Consider the following 19,849-nt stretch of genomic DNA (forward strand, 5'->3'; position numbering starts at 1 on the left):
GCGGCCCCCACCTTGGTTATACTTCCCGGCTTTCCCGAATAAATGCACAGGGTCCCGCCGCGCATGGATAAGACCTACCAGCCGCACGCCATCGAAACTTCCTGGTACAACACCTGGGAGTCCGAGAACTATTTCGCTCCACAAGGTGCAGGCGAGTCCTACACCATCATGATCCCACCGCCGAACGTCACCGGCAGCCTGCACATGGGCCATGGGTTCAACAACGCGATCATGGACGCCCTGATCCGCTTCCGCCGCATGCAGGGTCGCGACACCCTGTGGCAGCCGGGTACCGACCACGCCGGTATCGCCACGCAGATGCTGGTCGAGCGTCAGCTCGAAGCCAAAGGCCAGAGCCGTCATGACCTGGGCCGCGAACAGTTCCTGGAAAAAGTCTGGGAGTGGAAGGATCAGTCCGGCGGCAACATCAGCCGTCAGATCCGCCGCCTGGGCTCGTCGGTCGATTGGAGCCGTGAGCGCTTCACCATGGACGATGGCCTGTCCGAAGCGGTCAAGGAAGCCTTCGTGCGCCTGCACGAAGACGGCCTGATCTACCGCGGCAAGCGCCTGGTCAACTGGGACACCAAGCTGCACACGGCAATCTCCGACCTCGAAGTGGAAAACCACGACGAGAAGGGCCACCTGTGGAACCTGCGCTACCCGCTGGCCGACGGCGCCAAGACCGCCGAGGGCAAGGACTACCTGGTGGTTGCCACCACGCGTCCGGAAACCCTGCTGGGTGATGCGGCTGTCGCGGTCAACCCGACCGACGAACGCTACCAGGCCCTGATCGGCAAGTTCGTCGAGCTGCCGCTGGTCGGCCGCCGCATCCCGATCATCGCCGACGATTATTGCGACCCTGAATTCGGCACCGGCTGTGTGAAAATCACCCCGGCTCACGACTTCAACGACTACGAAGTCGGCAAGCGCCACAACCTGCCGCTGCTGAACATCTTCGACAAGAATGCGATGGTCCTGGCCAGTGCCCAGGCCTTCAACCTCGACGGCAGCGTCAACGAGCAGGTCGACACCACCCTGCCCGCCCAGTACGCCACCCTCGACCGCTTTGTCGCGCGCAAGCAGATCGTCGCCGACCTGGACGCCCAGGGCCTGTTGGTCAGCATCGACGACCACGCCCTGAAAGTGCCGAAAGGCGACCGTTCGGGCACCGTCATCGAACCGTGGCTGACCGACCAGTGGTACGTCTCCACCAAGCCGCTGGCAGAGCCTGCCATCGCTGCCGTGGAAGATGGCCGCATCCAGTTCGTGCCCAAACAGTACGAAAACATGTACTTCTCCTGGATGCGCGACATCCAGGACTGGTGCATCAGCCGCCAGCTGTGGTGGGGCCACCGCATCCCGGCCTGGTACGACGAGGCCGGCCAGGTCTATGTCGGCCGCGACGAGGCTGAAGTACGTGCCAAGCACAACCTGGGCGCCGACGTTGCCCTGCGTCAGGACGATGACGTGCTGGACACCTGGTTCAGCTCGGGCCTGTGGACCTTCTCCACGCTGGGCTGGCCGGAACAGACCGAGTTCCTCAAGAAGTTCCACTCCACCGATGTGCTGGTGACCGGCTTCGACATCATCTTCTTCTGGGTTGCGCGCATGATCATGCTGACCATGCACCTGATCAAGAACGAGGACGGCACCCCGCAGGTTCCGTTCAAGACCGTGTACGTACACGGCCTGGTGCGGGACGGCCAGGGCCAGAAGATGTCCAAGTCCAAGGGCAACGTCCTTGACCCGCTGGACATCGTCGACGGCATCACCCTCGACGCCCTGCTGGAAAAACGCACCAGCGGCATGATGCAGCCCAAGCTTGCCGAGAAGATCGCCAAGCAGACCAAGGCCGAGTTCCCTGAAGGCATCGCCAGCTACGGTACCGATGCCCTGCGCTTCACCTTCTGCTCGCTGGCTTCCACCGGTCGCGACATCAAGTTCGACATGGGCCGCGTCGAAGGCTACCGCAACTTCTGCAACAAGATCTGGAACGCCGCCCGCTACGTGCTGGACAAGGGCGAGGACTGCGGCCAGAACGGCGAAGCCTGCGAGCTTTCGCTGGCCGACCGCTGGATCATCTCGCAGTTGCAGCGTACCGAAGCCGAAGTGACCCGCCAGCTTGAGCAGTTCCGCTTCGACCTGGCCAGCCAGGCCCTGTACGAATTCATCTGGAACCAGTACTGCGACTGGTACCTGGAGCTGTCCAAGCCGGTGCTGTGGGACGAGAACGCCCCCGTCGAGCGCGCCCGCGGCACCCGTCGCACCCTGGTGCGTGTGCTGGAAGTGGCACTGCGCCTGGCACACCCGTTCATGCCGTTCATCACCGAAGAAATCTGGCAGCGCATCGCGCCGCTGGCCGGCGTCCAGGGCAAGACCATCATGCTGCAGCCGTGGCCGGTGGCCAACGAAAGCCGCATCGATGCTGCCGCCGAAGGCGACATCGAGTGGCTCAAGGAACTGATGGTCGGCCTGCGCAACATCCGCGCCGAAATGAACATCGGCCCGGGCAAGCCGCTGCCACTGTTCCTGAAGAACGCCAATGCCGATGACCAGCGTCGCCTGCAGGAAAACGAAGCCCTGCTGAAGAAGCTGGCCAAAGTCGAGTCGTTCACCGTGCTCGGCGATGCCGACGAAGCGCCACTGTCGGCCACCGCGCTGGTGGGCGATCTGCAGGTGCTGGTGCCCATGGCCGGCTTGATCGACAAGGACGCCGAACTGGCTCGCCTGAACAAGGAGATCCAGCGTCTGCAGGGTGAAGTCCAGCGCGTCGGCGGCAAGCTGTCCAACGCGGCGTTCGTCGACAAGGCACCGCCTGCGGTGATCGAAAAGGAACGCGCCAAGCTGGCCGAGTCCGAACAGGCCCTGGCCAACTTCACCGAGCAGCATGCGCGTATTGCTGCGCTGTAACAATCTGATAGACCGCTGGGGCCGCTTTGCGGCCCTTTCGCGACACAAGGCCGCTCCTACAGGGACGGCGCCGGTTTGAAGGGCGCCGCTATCCTGTAGGAGCGGCCTTGTGTCGCGAAAGGGCTGTAAAGCAGCCCCACGGCCTGCAACACCGGATCCGACCATGACCGAAAAACCCACCCTGCACCCGCGCAACCGCCACCAGGGTCGCTACGACTTCCCCAGCCTGATCAAGGCCCACCCCGACCTGGCCCGCTTCACCATCACCAACCCGCACGGCAAGCCCAGCATCGACTTTGCCAACCCCGAAGCGGTACGGGTGTTCAACCGCGCTCTGCTCAAGGCCCAATACGGCATCCAGCACTGGGACATCCCCGCCGACTACCTGTGCCCACCCATCCCCGGGCGCGCCGACTACATCCACGTGCTCGCCGACCTGCTGGGCGATGACAACGCCGGCGAGATCCCCAAAGGCGCCCAGATACGCGTACTGGATATCGGCGTGGGGGCCAACTGCATCTACCCGCTGATCGGCCACAGCGACTACCGCTGGCGGTTCCTGGGCTCGGACATCGACCCCGTGGCATTGGCTTCGGCCAAGGCCATCGTCCAGGCCAACGGCCTGAACAAAGCCATCAGCTTGCGCCAACAGGCCAACCGCACGCACATCCTCAGCGGCTTGCTGCAGGACGACGAGCGCTTCGACCTGACCCTGTGCAACCCGCCCTTCCATGCTTCACGCGAGGAGGCCACCCGCGGCAGCCAGCGCAAGTGGAAGAACCTGGGCAAGCAGGACCCCAAGCGCAAACTGCCCGTGCTCAATTTCGGCGGCCAGAACAACGAACTGTGGTGCGAGGGTGGCGAGATCCGCTTCGTGACCCAATTGGTCGGAGAAAGCGCGCAGTACGGCGCAAGCGTGCTGTGGTTCACCAGCCTGGTGTCCAAGGCCAGCAACCTGCCAGGCATCGAAGCGGCGCTGAAAAAGGCCGGCGCCAAGGCTGTGCGCATTGTCGAAATGGGCCAAGGGCAAAAGCAGAGCCGCATGGTCGCCTGGAGCTTCCAGGACGACAACGCTCGCCAGGCCTGGCACGCGCGACGCAAAACGCAAGGATGAAAAAAAACCGCGTTCGGGCAAGCCGGACGCGGTTTGGTCAACGCTTCAACAATTACTTGTTGATGGCATCGGTCAGCACTTTGGCTGGGACGAACTTGACGACTTTCTTGGCAGCGATTTCGATGGCAGCGCCAGTCGAAGGGTTGCGGCCGGTACGGGCAGGACGCTCGGAGACTTTCAGCTTGCCGATGCCTGGCAGGGTGATTTCAGCGCCGTTTTCCAGTTGGTCAGCAACGATCTGGCCCAGTTGCTCCAGTGCGTTCTTGGCGGTGGCTTTTGGCGCGGCGATCGACTCGGCGATGTCGGCAATCAGTTGGTCTTTGGTCAATGCCATGGTGATGTTCCTTCCCTATCAAATTCAGTAGTTATGCAGCGAGCTACGACGTGATCGGGCCAGCCCCTGAATTCTGGAGGGCCGCGCCAATTCGGGTATGTAGATACGTAAATCGGCGTTTGGTTCGACACGACGCTAGCGTGCTGCCAGCAATGCGCCACACGAGGGGCGCAAGACCGCGCAAAGCTACCACAGGAATAGATAAATATCCGCTGCGCACATCGATTTAATGCAGGTTTTTCAGGGGTTTTGGCTTAAAACGCAAAAAACTGAACAAAAAACGAACAACCGGCATTTCTGCCAACATCCGGCCACTGCATCGCCTTGTCTCTGGGGTAAACTGGACGACTTTTGCAGCGCGGCCGTGCACCGCCCCAGACTCGCCGAGGACTTCATGCCAATTCGTCATTGCATCGTTCACCTGATCGACAAGAAGCCCGATGGCAGCCCCGCCGTGCTGCATGCACGCGACACCGAGCTTGGCGCCTCAGATGCCATCGAAAACCTGCTGGCCGACCTCAACGACAGTTACAACGCCAAGCAAGGCAAAGCGTGGGGCTTCTTCCACAGTGAGTCGGGCGCCTACCCACTCAGTGGCTGGCTGAAGCAGTACCTGGATGCGGAAAAAGACTTCGCCGCGTTCAGCCGTGTAGCCGTCGAACACCTGCAAAAGCTGATGGAAGAGTCCAACCTCTCCACCGGCGGGCACATTCTGTTTGCCCATTACCAGCAAGGCATGACCGACTACCTGGCCATCGCCCTGCTGCATCACAGCGAAGGCGTGGCAGTGAACGCCGAACTCGACGTGACGCCATCGCGCCACCTGGACCTCGGCCAGTTGCACCTGGCAGCGCGCATCAACCTGTCCGAGTGGAAGAACAACCAGAACTCCAAGCAGTACATCTCATTCATCAAGGGCAAGAACGGCAAGAAAGTCTCCGACTACTTCCGTGACTTCATCGGCTGCCAGGAAGGCGTCGACGGCCCCGGCGAAACCCGCACCCTGCTCAAGGCCTTCAGCGACTTTGTCGAGAGCGAGGACCTGCCCGAAGCGTCGGCCCGCGAGAAGACCCAGACCCTGGTCGACTACGCCACCAGCCAGACCAAGCTGGGCGAGCCGGTTGCCCTGGACGAGCTGTCCAGCCTGATCGATGAGGACCGCCCCAAGGCGTTCTACGATCACATTCGCAACAAGGACTACGGCCTGTCGCCGGAAATCCCTGCGGATAAACGCACCCTTAACCAGTTTCGCCGCTTCACCGGGCGTGCCGAAGGGCTGTCGATCAGCTTCGAGGCGCATTTGCTGGGGGACAAGGTGGAGTATGACGAAGTGGCGGGCACCTTGATCATCAAGGGGCTGCCGACGCAGTTGGTGGACCAGTTGAAGCGGCGTAAAGATTGATATCGGCGGGGGCGCACTCTAAATCTGATAGGACGCCACCAGCGCCTCCTTGGCCGACTTGCGCAGCCGCTTCACCAGGCGCTCCTGGCGCAACGCTTCGCCTTTGTCCGGCCACTGCTCAACATACACCAGCGCCTGCGCCGGGCTGGTCTTGAAGTAACGCGCGCCCTGCCCCTTCTGATGCGCCAGAAAGCGCCGCTGCGGGTCGTCACTGATCCCGCAGTACAGCGACCCATTGGCCGCACGCACCAGGTAGACATACCAGGGTTTGACGGCCTGATTCGGTACTTCTTCGCTCACGACAGCTGCTCTTTGCGTCACGGAGTGGGTACGTTGCCCTGCTGGTGCTGGTAAGCCCGCAGCCCCTTGAACGCCTGCTGGCGTACCTTGTTCTGCAACAGCGGCGTCCAGCCGAGCAGCACACCTGGCGAGCCCAGTGCCTGACGCGACCAGCGCCAGAGGTCGAAACTGTCGTCATGCTGACAGATCAACCCGTCACGGATGACAAACCGCGCCTGGATATCGTTGACCACGGTGCGGCCGGTCTGGCTGAACAGGTAGCTCGCGACCCAGTGCGCGCTACCACTGTGCGCATCCGCGCGAACGTTGTCGAACTTCAGGGTGAAGCCCTTGGCGCGCGTGGTCAGCATCCGCCACATATCGCAGGCATCCTGACCGCGCAGGGTGCCGAAGACCGGGTCGCTGAACACGATGTCGTCGCTGTAGCAGGCCACCATAGCCTCGGCGTCCAGGCGCTGGAAGGCCTGGTAGAAGCGGGTGATCAGGTCGCGGTTGGCATCGCTCATGAGGGCAGGTCCGTCCTGGGAATAGAAGGATGCAAGATAATCTGCCCGCTGCGCTTGCGCCAGTGCTGGCCCTTTCGCGGGGCAAGCCCGCTCCCACAAGTACTTCACAAACTTCAATTGTGGGAGCGGGCTTGCCCCGCGAAAGGGCCAGCATGGACAGAATCAGCATCAGACTTTTTCGCTGGTCACCTGCACATGCAACGCGCGCCCTGCGCCAAGCCCGAAACCAATAGCACCTATGCCCAGCACGGCAAAAATCCACCCCACTGCCGCCCAGCCACCGGTCATATCGTGCACCAGGCCCACTGCAAACGGCCCCATCGACGCCAGGGTGTACCCTACCCCCTGTGCCATGCTCGACAGGTTCGCCGCCACATGCGCATCTTTCGAACGCAGCACGATCAACGTCAGCGCCAGGGCAAAGGTGCCGCCCTGCCCCAGGCCCAGCAGTACAGCCCAGCCCCACAGCCCTGAAATCGGCGCATACAGGCAACCGAACAGGCCGGCCAAGGTAACCAGCATGACGATCACGATAGCCAGGCGCTGATCCTTGCCGCGTGTTGCCAGCCAAGGCGCACTGAGCGAGCTGACCAATTGCACGATCACCGACCCCGACAACACCAGCCCCGCCTCGGTCGGGGTCAGGCCGCGGCCAATCAGAATCGACGGCAACCAGCCGAAGACGATATAGGCCAGCGATGACTGAAGGCCCATGTACAAGGTCACCTGCCAGGCCAAGGGGTCGCGCCAAAGGCCACGCACCCGATAAGCAACCTTGTGCAGGCCGTGCCCCTGGCGCGCCTGCGGTATCCAGACGAGCATGGCCAGCAGTGCCGGCACCGCCCAGAAGCCTAGCCCCAGCGCCCAACTGCCCTCGTAGCGTTGAGCCAGGGGCACCGTGGCGCCGGCTGCCATGGCTGCGCCCAGGCACAGGGCCATGGTGTACACGCCGGTCAACGTCCCGGCGTGCTGCGGGAAATCGCGCTTGACGATGCCCGGCAACAGCACGCCGATGATGCCAATACTGGCGCCGGCCATGAGGCTGCCCAAGAATACCCCGGCCGTCCCAAACGCGCTGCGCACCACAATGCCCAAGGCCAAGGTGAGGAGAATGCCGAAAATCACCCGCTCACTGCCAAAACGCCGCGCCAGGACCGGCGCCAGCGGCGCAAACAAGCCCAGACACAGCACCGGCAAGGTGGTCAGCAGGCCCGCCTGCGACGCGCTCAGGCCCAAGCCCTCGGAAACCAGGCCGAGTACCGGGGCCATGCTCGACAACGCCGGGCGCAGGTTCAGCGCCACCAGCACCAGGCCCAGCAGCAACAGCCAGGGCCTGCGCAGCAGCACAGGCTGCTGCTGAACCTGCTCGTCATCGGCTTCGGCGTCGATCAACAGTTCGTCGAGTTCCCGCTCGCCGGTGGGGGTGCTACGGGTGATGGATTCAGCCATGGCCTTCTCTGGGTCAGGATTCGATGAGGGTGCGGCTCAGGCGCTTGGCCCGCTCCGCATCACGTTGTTCGATGGCATCGAGGATTTCCCCGTGCAGATCGAACGTGGACTGGCAGCGTGGGACGGTGGTCATGTTGTGTTGCAGCGCTGCCGCTACCACACCGGAGAAATACCGGTACAACTCACTCAATGCAGGGTTGTGGGCGGCATCGACCAGGCGCTGGTGGAACACCAGGTCGCAGGTCACGTAGGCATCGATGTCGCCGTGAAAGTGCCCGGCACTGCCTTCAAGGGCTTCACGCAGCGCCTTCAGGTCTGCGTCGGTGCGGCGCAACGCCGCCAGGCCGATGGCCTCGGTCTCGAGGATATGGCGGGTTTCCCGCGCCTGTTCAGGCGTGCAACGCGACATCGCCTGCACAGCCAACAGCGGGTCCTGCACAGCACGCAGATAACTGCCATCGCCCTGCCTGATCTCAACCAGGCCACTGAACGCCAGCACACGCATGGCCTCACGCACGGTGTTGCGGCTGATGCCCAGCGCCTGGGCCAGCTCAGGCTCGGTCGGCAGTCGCTGCCCTACCTGCCAGTCGCCCTGAAGGATGCGCTCACGCATGCGCTCCACGGCGAGTTCGACCAGGGAACGCTTGGTCAACGCTACGCTCATCACATTCAACCAATCATCCGATGAATTACCGAAGCTTAATGGATGGCGCTCTGGACGGCAAACCACCTGGTATTTCTGCCAGTTGTGAGCAGCGCACTTTATTGCAACGCTCGCTGTACCTTCCAAGGATGCCTCTCCATGCGACCATCAGCCTTGCTTCTGCTGACGTTGGCCTTGCTGGCAGGTTGCGGCCCCGCGCAAAAAGGGCCTGAACCGAAAACCCTGATCGTCGGCATCCAAGGTGTGCAATTCGAACAGTACGAGGCATTGGGCGATGCCACCCACCTGAAGCAACGTCTGTATTACGCGTACACCTATACCGGCGGCATCACCGGCAAGGCCAGCGAGCAGCCCACCCTCAGCGGCCCAGGCTGGGTCACCTTGCTCACTGGGGTCTGGAGCAACAAGCATGGCGTTGACTCCAATGCCGAGTCGCTGCGGGTCGACCCGGCATTTCCCAGCTTGTTCAAGCGGCTGCGTGAGGCACTGCCGACGGCCTACCTCGCCAGTGTGGTGCACAGGTCGCCCATCAACACCGCATTTTTGCTCGAAGATGCCCATGGCAACGATGTGCGCGAAAGCGGCTTGTCCGATGAACAGGTCACCCTGCGAGCACTGCAGATTCTCGGCAGCACGCCTGCCGACTTCACCTTCATTGAGCTGGGCGAACCTGATGAAGCCGGCCACGCTGCAGGCTTCGGCGAGCGCTACCAACAGGCACTGCGCAATGCCGATAACCGGCTGGGGAGACTGCTGGACAAGGTCGACGAACGGCGCCTCAATCACCCGCAAGAAGACTGGCTGGTGATTGTCAGTACCGACCATGGCCGCGACTATCGGGGCAAGGGCCATGGTGGCGTCACCGAGCAGGAAAAGACCACCTTCATCGCCAGCAACAAACCGATGAACGAAGAGCTGACCGAGCCCATCCTCCCAGAAGAAAACCCCGGGCCAAACAACCTTTATTGCCTTGCCGCGCAGACCTCGGTGGCGCCCACCGTCCTGCGCCACATGGGCCAGGCGCTGCAAGCCCAGTGGCTACTGGACGGCCCCCCCCTGCTGGGTAAGGCAGGTGCGCGCAAGGCCAGGGCCGATGAAGCCAATGCGCGTCTACGCTGGCACAGCAGCGCCAAGGGCTACCTGACCATCCTCAAGAACGGGCATGTGGTTGCACAAGTACCGGCCGCGGCCGGGCAATGGACCGACCCGGACGGCATGGATACCGTCAACGACTACGTGCTGGTACTTGATGCCACCCCGGTGGCGGTGCGCAACAGGCCTGCCGGCCAACCCTACAACATCGAGGAAGTGGCCTACTGAACGTTGCGCCCTGAATGAAAAACCCCGCCTGGCAGCCAGTGCCAGGCGGGGTTCGATCAAAGCGGACGGCTGCTTGAGCCTGCCTGATCAGTTCAGCGCATCGAGCAATGCCTGGTTCATTTCCGGGGTACCGATGGTAATGCGCAGGAACTGGGCAATCCGCGCCTGCTTGAAGTGCCGCACGATCACCCCCTGCTCACGCAGGCGCGCCGCCAATTCGGCCGCATCCTGTTGCGGGTGACGGGCGAAGATGAAGTTGGCCGCCGACGGCAGCACCTCGAAGCCCTTGGCAGTCAGTTGCTCGACCAGCACTTCCCGGCTGTCGATCACCTTGCGGCAGGTTTCTTCGAAGTAGGCACGGTCTTCGAACGCCACGGCCGCACCGACGATCGCGGCACGGTCCAGCGGGTAGGAGTTGAAGCTGTTCTTGATCCGCTCCAGCGCCTCGATCAGGTCCGGGTGGCCGACCGCCAGGCCAACGCGCAAACCCGCCAGCGAGCGCGACTTGGACAGGGTCTGGGTGACCAGCAGGTTGTCATAGCGGTCCACCAGGCTGATGGCCGTCTCGCCACCAAAGTCGATGTAGGCTTCATCCACCACCACTACCGAATCACGGTTGGCTTGCAGCAGTTGCTCGACCGCCTGCAATGGCATCAGGCAGCCGGTGGGCGCGTTCGGGTTGGGGAAGATAATGCCAGCGTTAGGCTTGTTGTAGTCCTGGACACGGATCTGGAACTGCTCGTCCAGCGCCACCTGCTCGAAGGCGATGCCATACAGGCCGCAGTAGACCGGGTAGAAGCTGTAGCTGATGTCCGGGAACAACAGCGGCGCGTCGTGCTGGAACAGACCGTGGAAGATGTGCGCCAGCACTTCGTCCGAACCGTTGCCGACGAACACCTGGCCAGGGGTTACCCCGTAGTACTCGGCCACCGCCTGCTTGAGCCGGTCACCGTTCGGGTCCGGGTACAGGCGCAGGTTGTCGTTCAGCTCGCCACGCATGGCTTCCAGCGCCTTGGGCGACGGGCCATAAGGGTTTTCATTGGTGTTGAGCTTGACCAGGCGGGCCAGCTTGGGTTGCTCGCCCGGCACGTAAGGCACCAGGTCCTTGACGAAGGGGCTCCAGAATCGACTCATGCTCAGTTCCCCTTGGCTTGGGTCAGGATACGGTATTCGGCGCTGCGGGCGTGGGCCGTCAGCGACTCGCCACGGGCCAGGACCGAGGCGGTGTGGCCCAGCTCGGACGCGCCCTGCTCGGAGCAGAAGATGATCGACGAACGTTTCTGGAAGTCATACACCCCCAGTGGCGAAGAAAAGCGCGCAGTGCCGGACGTCGGCAGCACATGGTTGGGGCCTGCGCAGTAGTCACCCAGCGCTTCGCTGGTGTGGCGGCCCATGAAGATCGCGCCGGCGTGGCGGATCTGCGGCAGCCAGGCTTGCGGGTCTGCGACCGACAGCTCCAGGTGCTCGGGGGCGATCCGGTTGGCCACTTCGATGGCCTGCTGCATGTCACGCACCTGGATCAGCGCGCCGCGGCCATTGACCGACTTCTCGATGATCTCGGCGCGCTCCATGGTCGGCAGCAGCTTGTCGATGCTGGCGGCGACGCGGTCGAGGAACTCGGCATCCGGGCTGACCAGGATGGCCTGGGCGTCTTCATCGTGCTCGGCCTGGGAGAACAGGTCCATGGCGATCCAGTCCGGGTCGGTCTGGCCGTCACACACCACGAGAATTTCCGAAGGGCCGGCGATCATGTCGATACCGACCTGGCCGAACACGTGGCGCTTGGCAGTCGCCACATAAATGTTGCCGGGGCCGACGATCTTGTCCACCTGCGGCACGCTCTCGGTGCCATACGCCAGGGCGGCGACGGCCTGGGCACCGCCGACGGTGAACACGCGGTCGACACCGGCAATGCAGGCTGCTGCCAGGACCAGTTCATTGACCTCGCCACGCGGGGTCGGTACCACCATCACCACTTCGGTCACACCTGCGACCTTGGCCGGGATGGCGTTCATCAGCACCGAGGACGGGTACGACGCCTTGCCGCCGGGCACATACAGGCCGGCGCGGTCCAGCGGCGTGACCTTCTGGCCCAGCACGGTGCCGTCGGCTTCGGTGTACTGCCACGAGTCCTGCTTCTGCCGCTCGTGGTAGATACGCACACGGTTGGCGGCCTTTTCCAGGGCCTCACGCTGCGCCGGGGTGATGCGGGTCAGCGCCAGCTCAAGGCGCTCACGGCCCAGGATCAGGTCTTCGATGCGGGTGGCCTGAACACCATCGAAACGCTGGGTGAACTCCACCAGCGCCGCATCGCCACGCTCGCGCACGGCCTTGATGATGTCGAGCACGCGCTGGTTGACCGCGTCATCAGACACACTTTCCCAGCTCAGCAGATGATCCAGATGTCGGGCGAAATCCGGATCAGCGGCGTTGAGACGGGCAATTGCAGTGGACACGGTCATGGCGAGGGCCTCGATTATTAGCGAATGCTCAGGCGCCCTAGGCTACCAGTCCATCCGCGCGGGCACCTGAGAAAAGTGGCTATGACGCGGATAGACGGGCGCGACAGCGGAGGTCGCGCGCAGGAGGTAGAGAGTCTTAGCCGCGGTGTCGCGATTCGACAGCTTTGCGCAGGGTGTCGATCAGGCTCTGGATCCGGGCATGCTGCATCTTCATGGAGGCTTTGTTGACCACCAGGCGCGAACTGATCGTGGCGATCATTTCCTGTGGCTCCAGGCCATTGGCGCGCAGGGTGTTGCCGGTGTCGACCACGTCGATGATCTTGTCGGCGAGGTTGATCAGCGGGGCCAGCTCCATCGAGCCATACAGCTTGATGATATCGACCTGACGGCCTTGCTCGGCGTAGTAACGCTTGGCAACGTTGACGAACTTGGTGGCTACGCGCAGGCGGCCCTTGGGCTCGGGTGCACCAACCACGCCAGCGGTCATCAACTTGCAGCAGGCGATCTGCAGGTCCAGCGGCTCGTACAGGCCCTGGCCGCCGTACTCCATCAGCACGTCCTTGCCAGCCACACCCAAGTCGGCGGCACCATGCTCGACATAGGTCGGCACGTCGGTGGCACGCACGATCAGCAGGCGCACGTCGTCCTGCGTAGTGGGGATGATCAGTTTACGGCTCTTGTCCGGGTTCTCGGTCGGCACGATACCGGCCTCGGCCAGCAATGGCAGGGTATCGTCGAGAATTCGGCCTTTGGATAGCGCGATGGTCAACATGGGAAACGTCGGTCCTTAAGCGGCTACTGCCGACCGGGCGTCAAGCCCGGTCGCATACAATTCGTGTGTGGGAGCGGGCTCGCCCCGCGAACACCGGCAAAGCCGGTGCCATAACCGCGGTGGCTGCTTCGCGGGGCAAGCCCGCTCCCACACCCTGCCCCTGCAGACTCTTAACCCGGTACGCGACGGATCTTCGCGCCCAGCATCTGCAGTTTTTCTTCGATGCACTCGTAACCACGGTCGATGTGGTAGATGCGATCGATCAGGGTATCGCCATCGGCAACCAGTGCCGACAGCACCAAGCTGGCCGAAGCACGGAGGTCGGTGGCCATTACCGGTGCACCTTTGAGCGCCTTGACGCCCGTGACGATGGCCGTGTTGCCTTCGACCTGGATCTGCGCGCCCATGCGGTGCATTTCGTAGACGTGCATGAAGCGGTTTTCGAAGATCGTCTCGATCACCGCGCCAGTGCCTTCGGCGATGGCGTTGAGCGAGATGAACTGCGCCTGCATGTCGGTCGGGAACGCCGGGTAAGGCGCGGTACGCAGGTTCACAGCCTTGGGCCGCTTGCCGTGCATGTCCAGCTCGATCCAGTCTTCGCCGGTGTTGATGTCGGCGCCCGCTTCCTTGAGTTTTTCCAGTACTGCTTCAAGGATGGTCGGGTCGGTGTCCTTGACCTTGACGCGGCCACCGGTGACGGCAGCGGCGACCAGGTAGGTACCGGTCTCGATACGGTCTGGCATGACCCGGTAGGTGGCCGAGTGAAGGCGCTCGACGCCATCGATGGTGATGGTGTCGGTGCCGGCGCCCTGAATCTTGCCGCCCATGGCGTTGATGAAGTTGGCCAGGTCGACCACTTCAGGCTCGCGCGCGGCGTTTTGCAGTACGCTGCGACCCTTGGCCAGGGCTGCGGCCATCATGATGTTCTCGGTACCGGTCACACTGACGGTATCGAAGAAGAAGTGCGCACCGCGCAAGCCACCTTCAGGGGCCTTGGCCTTGATGTAGCCGGCTTCGACTTCGATCTTCGCACCCATGGCTTCCAGGCCACGGATGTGCAGGTCGACAGGGCGCGAGCCGATGGCGCAACCGCCAGGCAGAGCCACTTCGGCCTCGCCGAAGCGCGCGACCATAGGGCCCAGCACCAGGATCGAGGCGCGCATGGTCTTGACCAGCTCGTACGGCGCGACCAGCGTCTTGATGGTACGCGGGTCGATTTCCACCGACAGCTTCTCGTCGATCACAGGCTCGATGCCCATGCGCCCGAACAGCTCGATCATAGTGGTGATGTCGTGCAGGTGCGGCAGGTTGCCCACGGTGACCGGGCCGTCAGCCAGCAGGGTCGCCGCCAGAATCGGCAGGGCCGCGTTCTTCGCGCCCGAAATGCGGATCTCGCCGTCAAGGCGAGCACCGCCAGTAATAATCAGTTTGTCCATTGGAGTCTCGCCGCCAAGTTGGCTCAGGTGCGCTCAGCCCAGGCTGCGCTGCTGAAAAATTTCATGGTTACCGCATGGATGCTGCCATTGGCGATCCAGGGATTAAGGTGAGCATAGATCGCCTGTTGACGCTTGACCGGGCTCAGGCCAGCCAACTCGTCGCTGATCACGTTCAACTGGAAGTTGCAGCCTTCGCCTTCAACTTCGACCCGGGATCCCGGCAATTTTTCTTCAAGGAAGCTTTTAACTTCTACGGCCTGCATGCTCAACCTCAATCGGCGCCCGATGCGCACGGGTCGGCCATCATACAAAAAAGCCCCTCGCCTGCGAAGCCCACTGAAGGTTTGCGCTGACCGAGGGGCCATCCATCCGTGTCAGGCCATCAGCTGGCCAGCACTTCATCGAGGTCGTAGACCTCGGCAATCTCCCGCATGTCTTCGGGCATTCCACGCACTTCGCAGACCTTGCCAGTGGCCTGGCCATCGCGGATGAACGCCAGCAGCAGCGACAGGCCGACGCTCGACGACTTGTCCACCGCCGAGCAATCGAGGATCAGGCGCGGCTCTTTGGAAGCCTCGACCAGCGCCTTGCCTTGCTTGCGCAAGGCCGGGCCACTGCGATAGTCCAGCACGCCTGCCAGGCGCAGTACGCCCGGCTCGGCCATGCTTACGCCGGTTTCACTCATTTCACGACCTTATCGGACGATTGATCGGCTTCCTGCTTGGCCTTGGCCACTTCGCCTGCCCAGCCGTCGATGGTTTTATCCAGGTCGTTGCCGTTGCGCTGCATGGCGTCGGAGAACTGGTCACGGAACAGCTTGCCGATGTTGATGCCGTTGACGATGACGTTACGCACCTTCCACTCGCCGGCGATGTTCTCCAGGGTGTACTGCACCGGATACACGGCACCGTTGTTGCCCGTCACCTTCATGCCGACGCTGGCACGCTTGCCGTCATCGACCTTGGCAGGATCGACGACGATGCCCTGGTTGTTGTATTCCAGCAGGGCGTTGCCATAGAACTGCATCAGGCTGCGCTTGAAGTTTTCCTGGAAGCGCTGCATCTGCTCAGGCGTGGCCTTGCGCGAGTACTTGACGGTCATGATGCTGCGCGAAATACCGTCAGCGTCCACCACCGGGCCGAGGATGCGGTTGAGCGCATCGTAGAAGGCGCTGGGGTTGGACTTGTACTGCTCCTTGTTGGCCTTGAGGTCACCCAGCAGTTCGTTGGTCGTGCCTTGAACCACCTCGTGGGGCGTCTGTGCCGCCAGGGTCAGCAGGGGGAAGGCCGCCAGCAGGACCAGCAGGCCACGTCGCAGGATCGAAATCATGGAAACTCCTTAATTAGCCGGTTGCGCTTCTTTCGGTTCCTTGCCAACGGAGTTGAGCAGGAACTTGCCAATCAGATCTTCCAGCACCAGGGCCGACTGGGTGTCGTGGATGGTCGCGCCATCCTTGAGCACCTGATCTTCGCCGCCCACGCTGATGCCGATGTACTTCTCGCCCAGCAACCCGGCGGTCAGGATCGAGGCAGTGGAGTCGGTCGGCAGGTTGTCGACGGTCTTGTCCAGCTGCAGCGTCACCCGACCGGTGTAGGAATCACGGTCCAGATCGATGGCGGTGACCTTGCCGATCGTCACACCGGCCATGGTCACTTTAGCTCTGACCGTCAAACCGGCGATATTGTCGAAGTACGCATAAACTTTGTAGGTATCACTGCTCGGGCTGGCCGACAGCCCGCTGACACGCAGGGCCAGCAGCAGCAGCGCCAGGATCCCGGCCAGGAGGAACAGGCCGACACCGATTTCCAGGGTGCGGTTTTGCATCAGAAATCTCCAAACATCAAGGCGGTCAGAATAAAGTCCAGACCCAGGACTGCCAACGAGGCATAGACCACGGTCTTGGTGGTGGCGCGGCTGATCCCTTCTGAGGTGGGCTCACAGTCGTACCCCTGGAACACGGCAATCCAGGTGGTGACGAAGGCGAACACCAGGCTCTTGATCAAGCCGTTCAACACGTCGTCGGTAAAGGAAACACTGTTCTGCATGTTGGCCCAGAACGAGCCCTCGTACACGCCCAGCCAGTCGACTGCGACCCACGAACCACCCCAGATGCCGACCACGCTGAAGATCAGCGCCAACAGCGGCAGCGAGATGAAACCGGCCCACAATCGCGGCGCGATGATGTACTTGAGCGGGTCGACGCCAATCATCTCGAGGCTAGACAACTGCTCGGTGGACTTCATGTTGCCGATCTCGGCGGTCAGCGCGGAGCCCGCACGGCCAGCGAACAGCAAGGCGGTCACCACCGGCCCGAGCTCACGCAGCAGGGTCAAGGCAACCATCTGCCCGACCGCCTGCTCCGAACCGTACTTGGTCAGGATGCTGTAACCCTGCAGCGCCAGCACCATGCCGATGAACACACCGGACACGGCAACGATCGCCAGCGACAGCACGCCCACCGAATACAGCTGCTTGGTCAGCAGCTGGAAACCACCGCCAATGCCGCCACGCCCGACCAGCGCGTGAAACAGGAACAGGCAGGAACGCCCGAGCACCGCCACCACGTCGATCGCCGAGCGACCGAACAGGCGAACACGTTCGAGTAAGGATTTTCTGCGCATCAACGCGCCCCCAGCAGGTCGGCGCGGTAATCAGGCGCGGGAAAGTGGAAGGGTACCGGACCGTCCGGATCGCCCTTCATGAACTGGCGAATACGCGGGTTGTCCGAGCCCATCAGTTCGTCGGGCGTGCCCTGCCCCAGCACCTGACCATCACCGACCACGTAGATATAGTCGGCAATGCTGGCGGTTTCGGCCAGGTCGTGGGAAACGACAATGCTGGTGATGCCCAGTGCATCGTTGAGCAGGCGGATCAGGCGCACCAATACGCCCATGGCGATCGGGTCCTGGCCGACGAACGGCTCGTCATACATGAGGATCTGCGGGTCCAGGGCAATCGCACGGGCCAACGCCACCCGGCGCTTCATGCCACCGGACAGCTCGTCGGGCATCAGGTCGATGGCTCCGCGCAGGCCCACGGCCTGCAGCTTCATCAGCACGATGTCACGGATCATTTCTTCCGACAGCTGGGTATGCACGCGCAGCGGGAAGGCGACGTTCTCGAACACATCGAGGTCAGTGAACAGCGCGCCACTCTGAAACAGCACGCCCATCTGCTTGCGCGCGTCGAACAGGTCGCTGCGCGACAGCGTCGGCAGATTCTGCCCCGCTACCCACACCTCACCACCGGACGGGCGCAACTGCGCGCCCATCAGGCGTAGCAACGTGGTCTTGCCGCAACCCGATGGCCCCATGATGCCGGTGACCTTGCCGCGCGGGATGCGGATGTCGACATTGCTGAAAATGCTGCGCGAACCGCGCTTGAAGGATACCCCCTTCAACTCGACCGCGTAGGCGCTATCCACACTCATCTAGACTCCTTGCTAGTGCAGCCTCGTCCTAATGGACGCCGGCCCTCTTCTTGAAGGCACACGCGCCCGTGGCAGGCCGAATAGCGGCGAACTATAGCACCGCTGACAGCGCCGCCCCAAGGCCGGGGAGCGAGTCGTTCAGCCCTGAGACAGGCTTTGATGACATTCGTCACAGCAATCGAAAGGGTGAGGGTTTCTTTCATTGCGGCTATAATCGCCGCCTTTTCATCAGGCATTGCTTTTTCGACATGAGCCAATCCAGCGAGCTGATCCAATCCGCCCAACGCACCTTGCGCCTGGAACTCGAGGCCGTAGAGGCCCTGTTGGCGCGCATCGACGACAATTTCGTCAAGGCCTGCGAACTGATCCTGGCAAGCACGGGCCGGGTCGTCGTGGTCGGCATGGGCAAGTCCGGGCACATCGGCAACAAGATCGCCGCCACCCTGGCCAGCACTGGCACGCCTGCGTTTTTCGTGCATCCGGCCGAAGCCAGCCATGGCGACATGGGCATGATCACTCGCGACGATGTCATCCTGGCCCTGTCGAACTCCGGCAGCACCGCCGAAATCGTCACACTGCTGCCCTTGATCAAGCGCCTGGGCATCAAGCTGATCAGCCTCACCGGCAACCCTGATTCGCCCCTGGCCCAGGCCGCCGAGGTCAACCTCGACGCCCGTGTTGCCCAGGAGGCCTGCCCGCTGAACCTGGCGCCGACCTCCTCCACCACGGCATCGCTGGTACTGGGCGATGCCCTGGCGATCGCCCTGCTCGAAGCCCGCGGCTTCACTGCCGAGGACTTCGCCTTCTCGCACCCCGGTGGCGCGCTGGGCCGTCGCCTGCTGCTCAAGGTCGAGAATGTCATGCACACCGGCGACGAACTGCCCCAGGTGGCACGCGGCACCCTGCTCAAGGACGCACTCCTTGAAATGTCCCGCAAAGGCCTGGGCATGACCGTGATCGTCGAAGCCAATGGCACCCTGGCCGGGGTGTTCACCGACGGCGACCTGCGCCGCAGCCTCGATCGCAATATCGACGTGCACACCACGCTGATCGACGACGTGATGACCGTGCACGGCAAGACTGCCCGCGCCGAGATGCTCGCTGCCGAAGCCCTGAAGATCATGGAAGACCACAAGATCGGCGCCCTGGTGGTCGTGGACCGCGACGACCGGCCGACCGGTGCCCTCAACATGCACGATCTGCTGCGCGCCGGAGTGATGTAAATGAACCAGAACCTCATGCAACGGGGCAAGGCCATCAAGCTGGCGGTGTTCGACGTCGACGGCGTGCTCACCGACGGTCGCCTTTATTTCCTCGAAGATGGCAGCGAATTCAAGACCTTCAACACCCTCGATGGCCAGGGCATCAAGATGCTCATGGCCTCGGGCGTAACCACCGCAATCATCAGCGGGCGCAAGACCCCGGTGGTCGAGCGCCGCGCGAAGAACCTCGGTATTCCTCACCTTTTCCAGGGCCGCGAGGACAAATTGGTGGTTCTTGACGGCCTGCTCGCCGAACTGGGCCTAAGCTATGATCAGGTCGCCTATCTGGGCGACGACCTGCCAGACTTGCCGGTGATTCGCCGCGTGGGCCTGGGCATGGCGGTAGCCAACGCCGCGCCGTTCGTTCGCCAGCACGCCCAGGGCGTGACCCAGGCGCGCGGCGGCGAAGGGGCCGCCCGTGAATTCTGCGAACTGATCATGCAGGCCCAGGGCACCCTGGACGCTGCCAACGCCAACTACCTGTAAGG

Annotated in this window: 21 protein-coding genes; 6 read left to right on the plus strand and 15 right to left on the minus strand. The window is 62.8% G+C overall.

Annotated features, from left to right (window positions below):
* The first annotated feature begins 63 nt into the window (after positions 1-63).
* Positions 64-2,910, plus strand: coding sequence for a valine--tRNA ligase (locus tag PC358_RS16015; RefSeq protein WP_033701070.1), 2,847 nt, complete (start codon positions 64-66; stop codon positions 2,908-2,910).
* Between the two features lie 163 nt (positions 2,911-3,073).
* Positions 3,074-4,024 carry a 23S rRNA (adenine(1618)-N(6))-methyltransferase RlmF gene (gene rlmF, locus PC358_RS16020; RefSeq protein ID WP_033701072.1) on the plus strand — a complete coding sequence of 317 codons (951 nt, stop codon included), beginning with the start codon at positions 3,074-3,076 and terminating at the stop codon, positions 4,022-4,024.
* 52 nt (positions 4,025-4,076) lie between these two features.
* Here the strand turns inward: rlmF and PC358_RS16025 are convergent, their stop codons facing one another.
* On the minus strand, positions 4,077-4,358 hold the full coding sequence (locus PC358_RS16025) for an HU family DNA-binding protein (protein ID WP_003255106.1): 282 nt from the start codon (positions 4,356-4,358) through the stop codon (positions 4,077-4,079).
* Between the two features lie 394 nt (positions 4,359-4,752).
* On the opposite strand from PC358_RS16025, the gene yejK reads away from it, so the two are divergent.
* Positions 4,753-5,760, plus strand: coding sequence for a nucleoid-associated protein YejK (gene yejK, locus PC358_RS16030; protein WP_033701074.1), 1,008 nt, complete (start codon positions 4,753-4,755; stop codon positions 5,758-5,760).
* A gap of 18 nt (positions 5,761-5,778) precedes the next feature.
* Here yejK and PC358_RS16035 read toward each other — a convergent pair whose 3' ends face one another.
* The 4 genes from PC358_RS16035 to PC358_RS16050 all read right to left on the minus strand — a co-directional run bounded on the left by PC358_RS16035 (position 5,779) and on the right by PC358_RS16050 (position 8,679).
* Positions 5,779-6,060: a GIY-YIG nuclease family protein gene (locus PC358_RS16035; RefSeq protein WP_033701075.1), complete on the minus strand. Its 282-nt coding sequence runs from the start codon at positions 6,058-6,060 to the stop codon at positions 5,779-5,781.
* Between the two features lie 17 nt (positions 6,061-6,077).
* Complete coding sequence (locus tag PC358_RS16040; protein WP_033701076.1) at positions 6,078-6,566, minus strand: nuclear transport factor 2 family protein; 489 nt, start codon at positions 6,564-6,566, stop codon at positions 6,078-6,080.
* 168 nt (positions 6,567-6,734) lie between these two features.
* Positions 6,735-8,015 carry a CynX/NimT family MFS transporter gene (locus PC358_RS16045; RefSeq protein WP_033701078.1) on the minus strand — a complete coding sequence of 427 codons (1,281 nt, stop codon included), beginning with the start codon at positions 8,013-8,015 and terminating at the stop codon, positions 6,735-6,737.
* A 13-nt stretch (positions 8,016-8,028) separates the two neighbouring features.
* Positions 8,029-8,679 (minus strand): FadR/GntR family transcriptional regulator, encoded by a 651-nt coding sequence (locus tag PC358_RS16050; RefSeq protein WP_033701080.1) that lies wholly within the window; start codon positions 8,677-8,679, stop codon positions 8,029-8,031.
* A gap of 138 nt (positions 8,680-8,817) precedes the next feature.
* Between PC358_RS16050 and PC358_RS16055 the strand changes: the two genes are divergently transcribed.
* Positions 8,818-9,999: an alkaline phosphatase family protein gene (locus PC358_RS16055; protein WP_033701081.1), complete on the plus strand. Its 1,182-nt coding sequence runs from the start codon at positions 8,818-8,820 to the stop codon at positions 9,997-9,999.
* Positions 10,000-10,086: 87 nt separating this feature from the next.
* Here the strand turns inward: PC358_RS16055 and hisC are convergent, their stop codons facing one another.
* The 10 genes from hisC to PC358_RS16105 all read right to left on the minus strand — a co-directional run bounded on the left by hisC (position 10,087) and on the right by PC358_RS16105 (position 18,099).
* Positions 10,087-11,133, minus strand: coding sequence for a histidinol-phosphate transaminase (gene hisC / locus PC358_RS16060; RefSeq protein WP_033701082.1), 1,047 nt, complete (start codon positions 11,131-11,133; stop codon positions 10,087-10,089).
* A gap of 2 nt (positions 11,134-11,135) precedes the next feature.
* The gene (gene hisD / locus PC358_RS16065; RefSeq protein WP_033701083.1) at positions 11,136-12,461 is read right to left on the minus strand and encodes a histidinol dehydrogenase; all 1,326 of its coding nucleotides are present in this window, start codon (positions 12,459-12,461) and stop codon (positions 11,136-11,138) included.
* Positions 12,462-12,597: 136 nt separating this feature from the next.
* Positions 12,598-13,233: an ATP phosphoribosyltransferase gene (gene hisG / locus PC358_RS16070; RefSeq protein WP_033701084.1), complete on the minus strand. Its 636-nt coding sequence runs from the start codon at positions 13,231-13,233 to the stop codon at positions 12,598-12,600.
* A gap of 170 nt (positions 13,234-13,403) precedes the next feature.
* Positions 13,404-14,669, minus strand: a complete 1,266-nt coding sequence (murA, locus tag PC358_RS16075; protein ID WP_033701085.1) for a UDP-N-acetylglucosamine 1-carboxyvinyltransferase — start codon at positions 14,667-14,669, stop codon at positions 13,404-13,406.
* A 23-nt stretch (positions 14,670-14,692) separates the two neighbouring features.
* Positions 14,693-14,932: a BolA family protein gene (locus PC358_RS16080; protein WP_003255121.1), complete on the minus strand. Its 240-nt coding sequence runs from the start codon at positions 14,930-14,932 to the stop codon at positions 14,693-14,695.
* A gap of 119 nt (positions 14,933-15,051) precedes the next feature.
* Positions 15,052-15,354: an STAS domain-containing protein gene (locus PC358_RS16085; RefSeq protein ID WP_033701086.1), complete on the minus strand. Its 303-nt coding sequence runs from the start codon at positions 15,352-15,354 to the stop codon at positions 15,052-15,054.
* The gene (locus PC358_RS16090) at positions 15,351-15,998 is read right to left on the minus strand and encodes an MlaC/ttg2D family ABC transporter substrate-binding protein (protein ID WP_033701088.1); all 648 of its coding nucleotides are present in this window, start codon (positions 15,996-15,998) and stop codon (positions 15,351-15,353) included. The genes PC358_RS16085 and PC358_RS16090 overlap by 4 nt, the downstream gene beginning before the upstream one ends.
* A 9-nt stretch (positions 15,999-16,007) precedes the next feature.
* The gene (gene mlaD, locus PC358_RS16095) at positions 16,008-16,493 is read right to left on the minus strand and encodes an outer membrane lipid asymmetry maintenance protein MlaD (protein ID WP_016501327.1); all 486 of its coding nucleotides are present in this window, start codon (positions 16,491-16,493) and stop codon (positions 16,008-16,010) included.
* The gene (gene mlaE / locus PC358_RS16100; protein WP_033701089.1) at positions 16,493-17,290 is read right to left on the minus strand and encodes a lipid asymmetry maintenance ABC transporter permease subunit MlaE; all 798 of its coding nucleotides are present in this window, start codon (positions 17,288-17,290) and stop codon (positions 16,493-16,495) included. The genes mlaD and mlaE overlap by 1 nt, the downstream gene beginning before the upstream one ends.
* Positions 17,290-18,099 (minus strand): ATP-binding cassette domain-containing protein, encoded by an 810-nt coding sequence (locus PC358_RS16105; RefSeq protein WP_033701092.1) that lies wholly within the window; start codon positions 18,097-18,099, stop codon positions 17,290-17,292. The genes mlaE and PC358_RS16105 overlap by 1 nt, the downstream gene beginning before the upstream one ends.
* Before the next feature lie 248 nt (positions 18,100-18,347).
* Here PC358_RS16105 and PC358_RS16110 point away from each other — a divergent pair, with 248 nt between their 5' ends.
* Positions 18,348-19,322: a KpsF/GutQ family sugar-phosphate isomerase gene (locus tag PC358_RS16110; protein WP_033701093.1), complete on the plus strand. Its 975-nt coding sequence runs from the start codon at positions 18,348-18,350 to the stop codon at positions 19,320-19,322.
* Positions 19,323-19,847, plus strand: coding sequence for a KdsC family phosphatase (locus PC358_RS16115; protein WP_033701094.1), 525 nt, complete (start codon positions 19,323-19,325; stop codon positions 19,845-19,847).
* The last annotated feature ends 2 nt before the right edge of the window (positions 19,848-19,849 follow it).

The sequence above is a fragment of the Pseudomonas capeferrum genome (genome assembly GCF_000731675.1).
In the GTDB taxonomy this organism is placed as follows: Bacteria; Pseudomonadota; Gammaproteobacteria; order Pseudomonadales; family Pseudomonadaceae; genus Aquipseudomonas; species Aquipseudomonas capeferrum.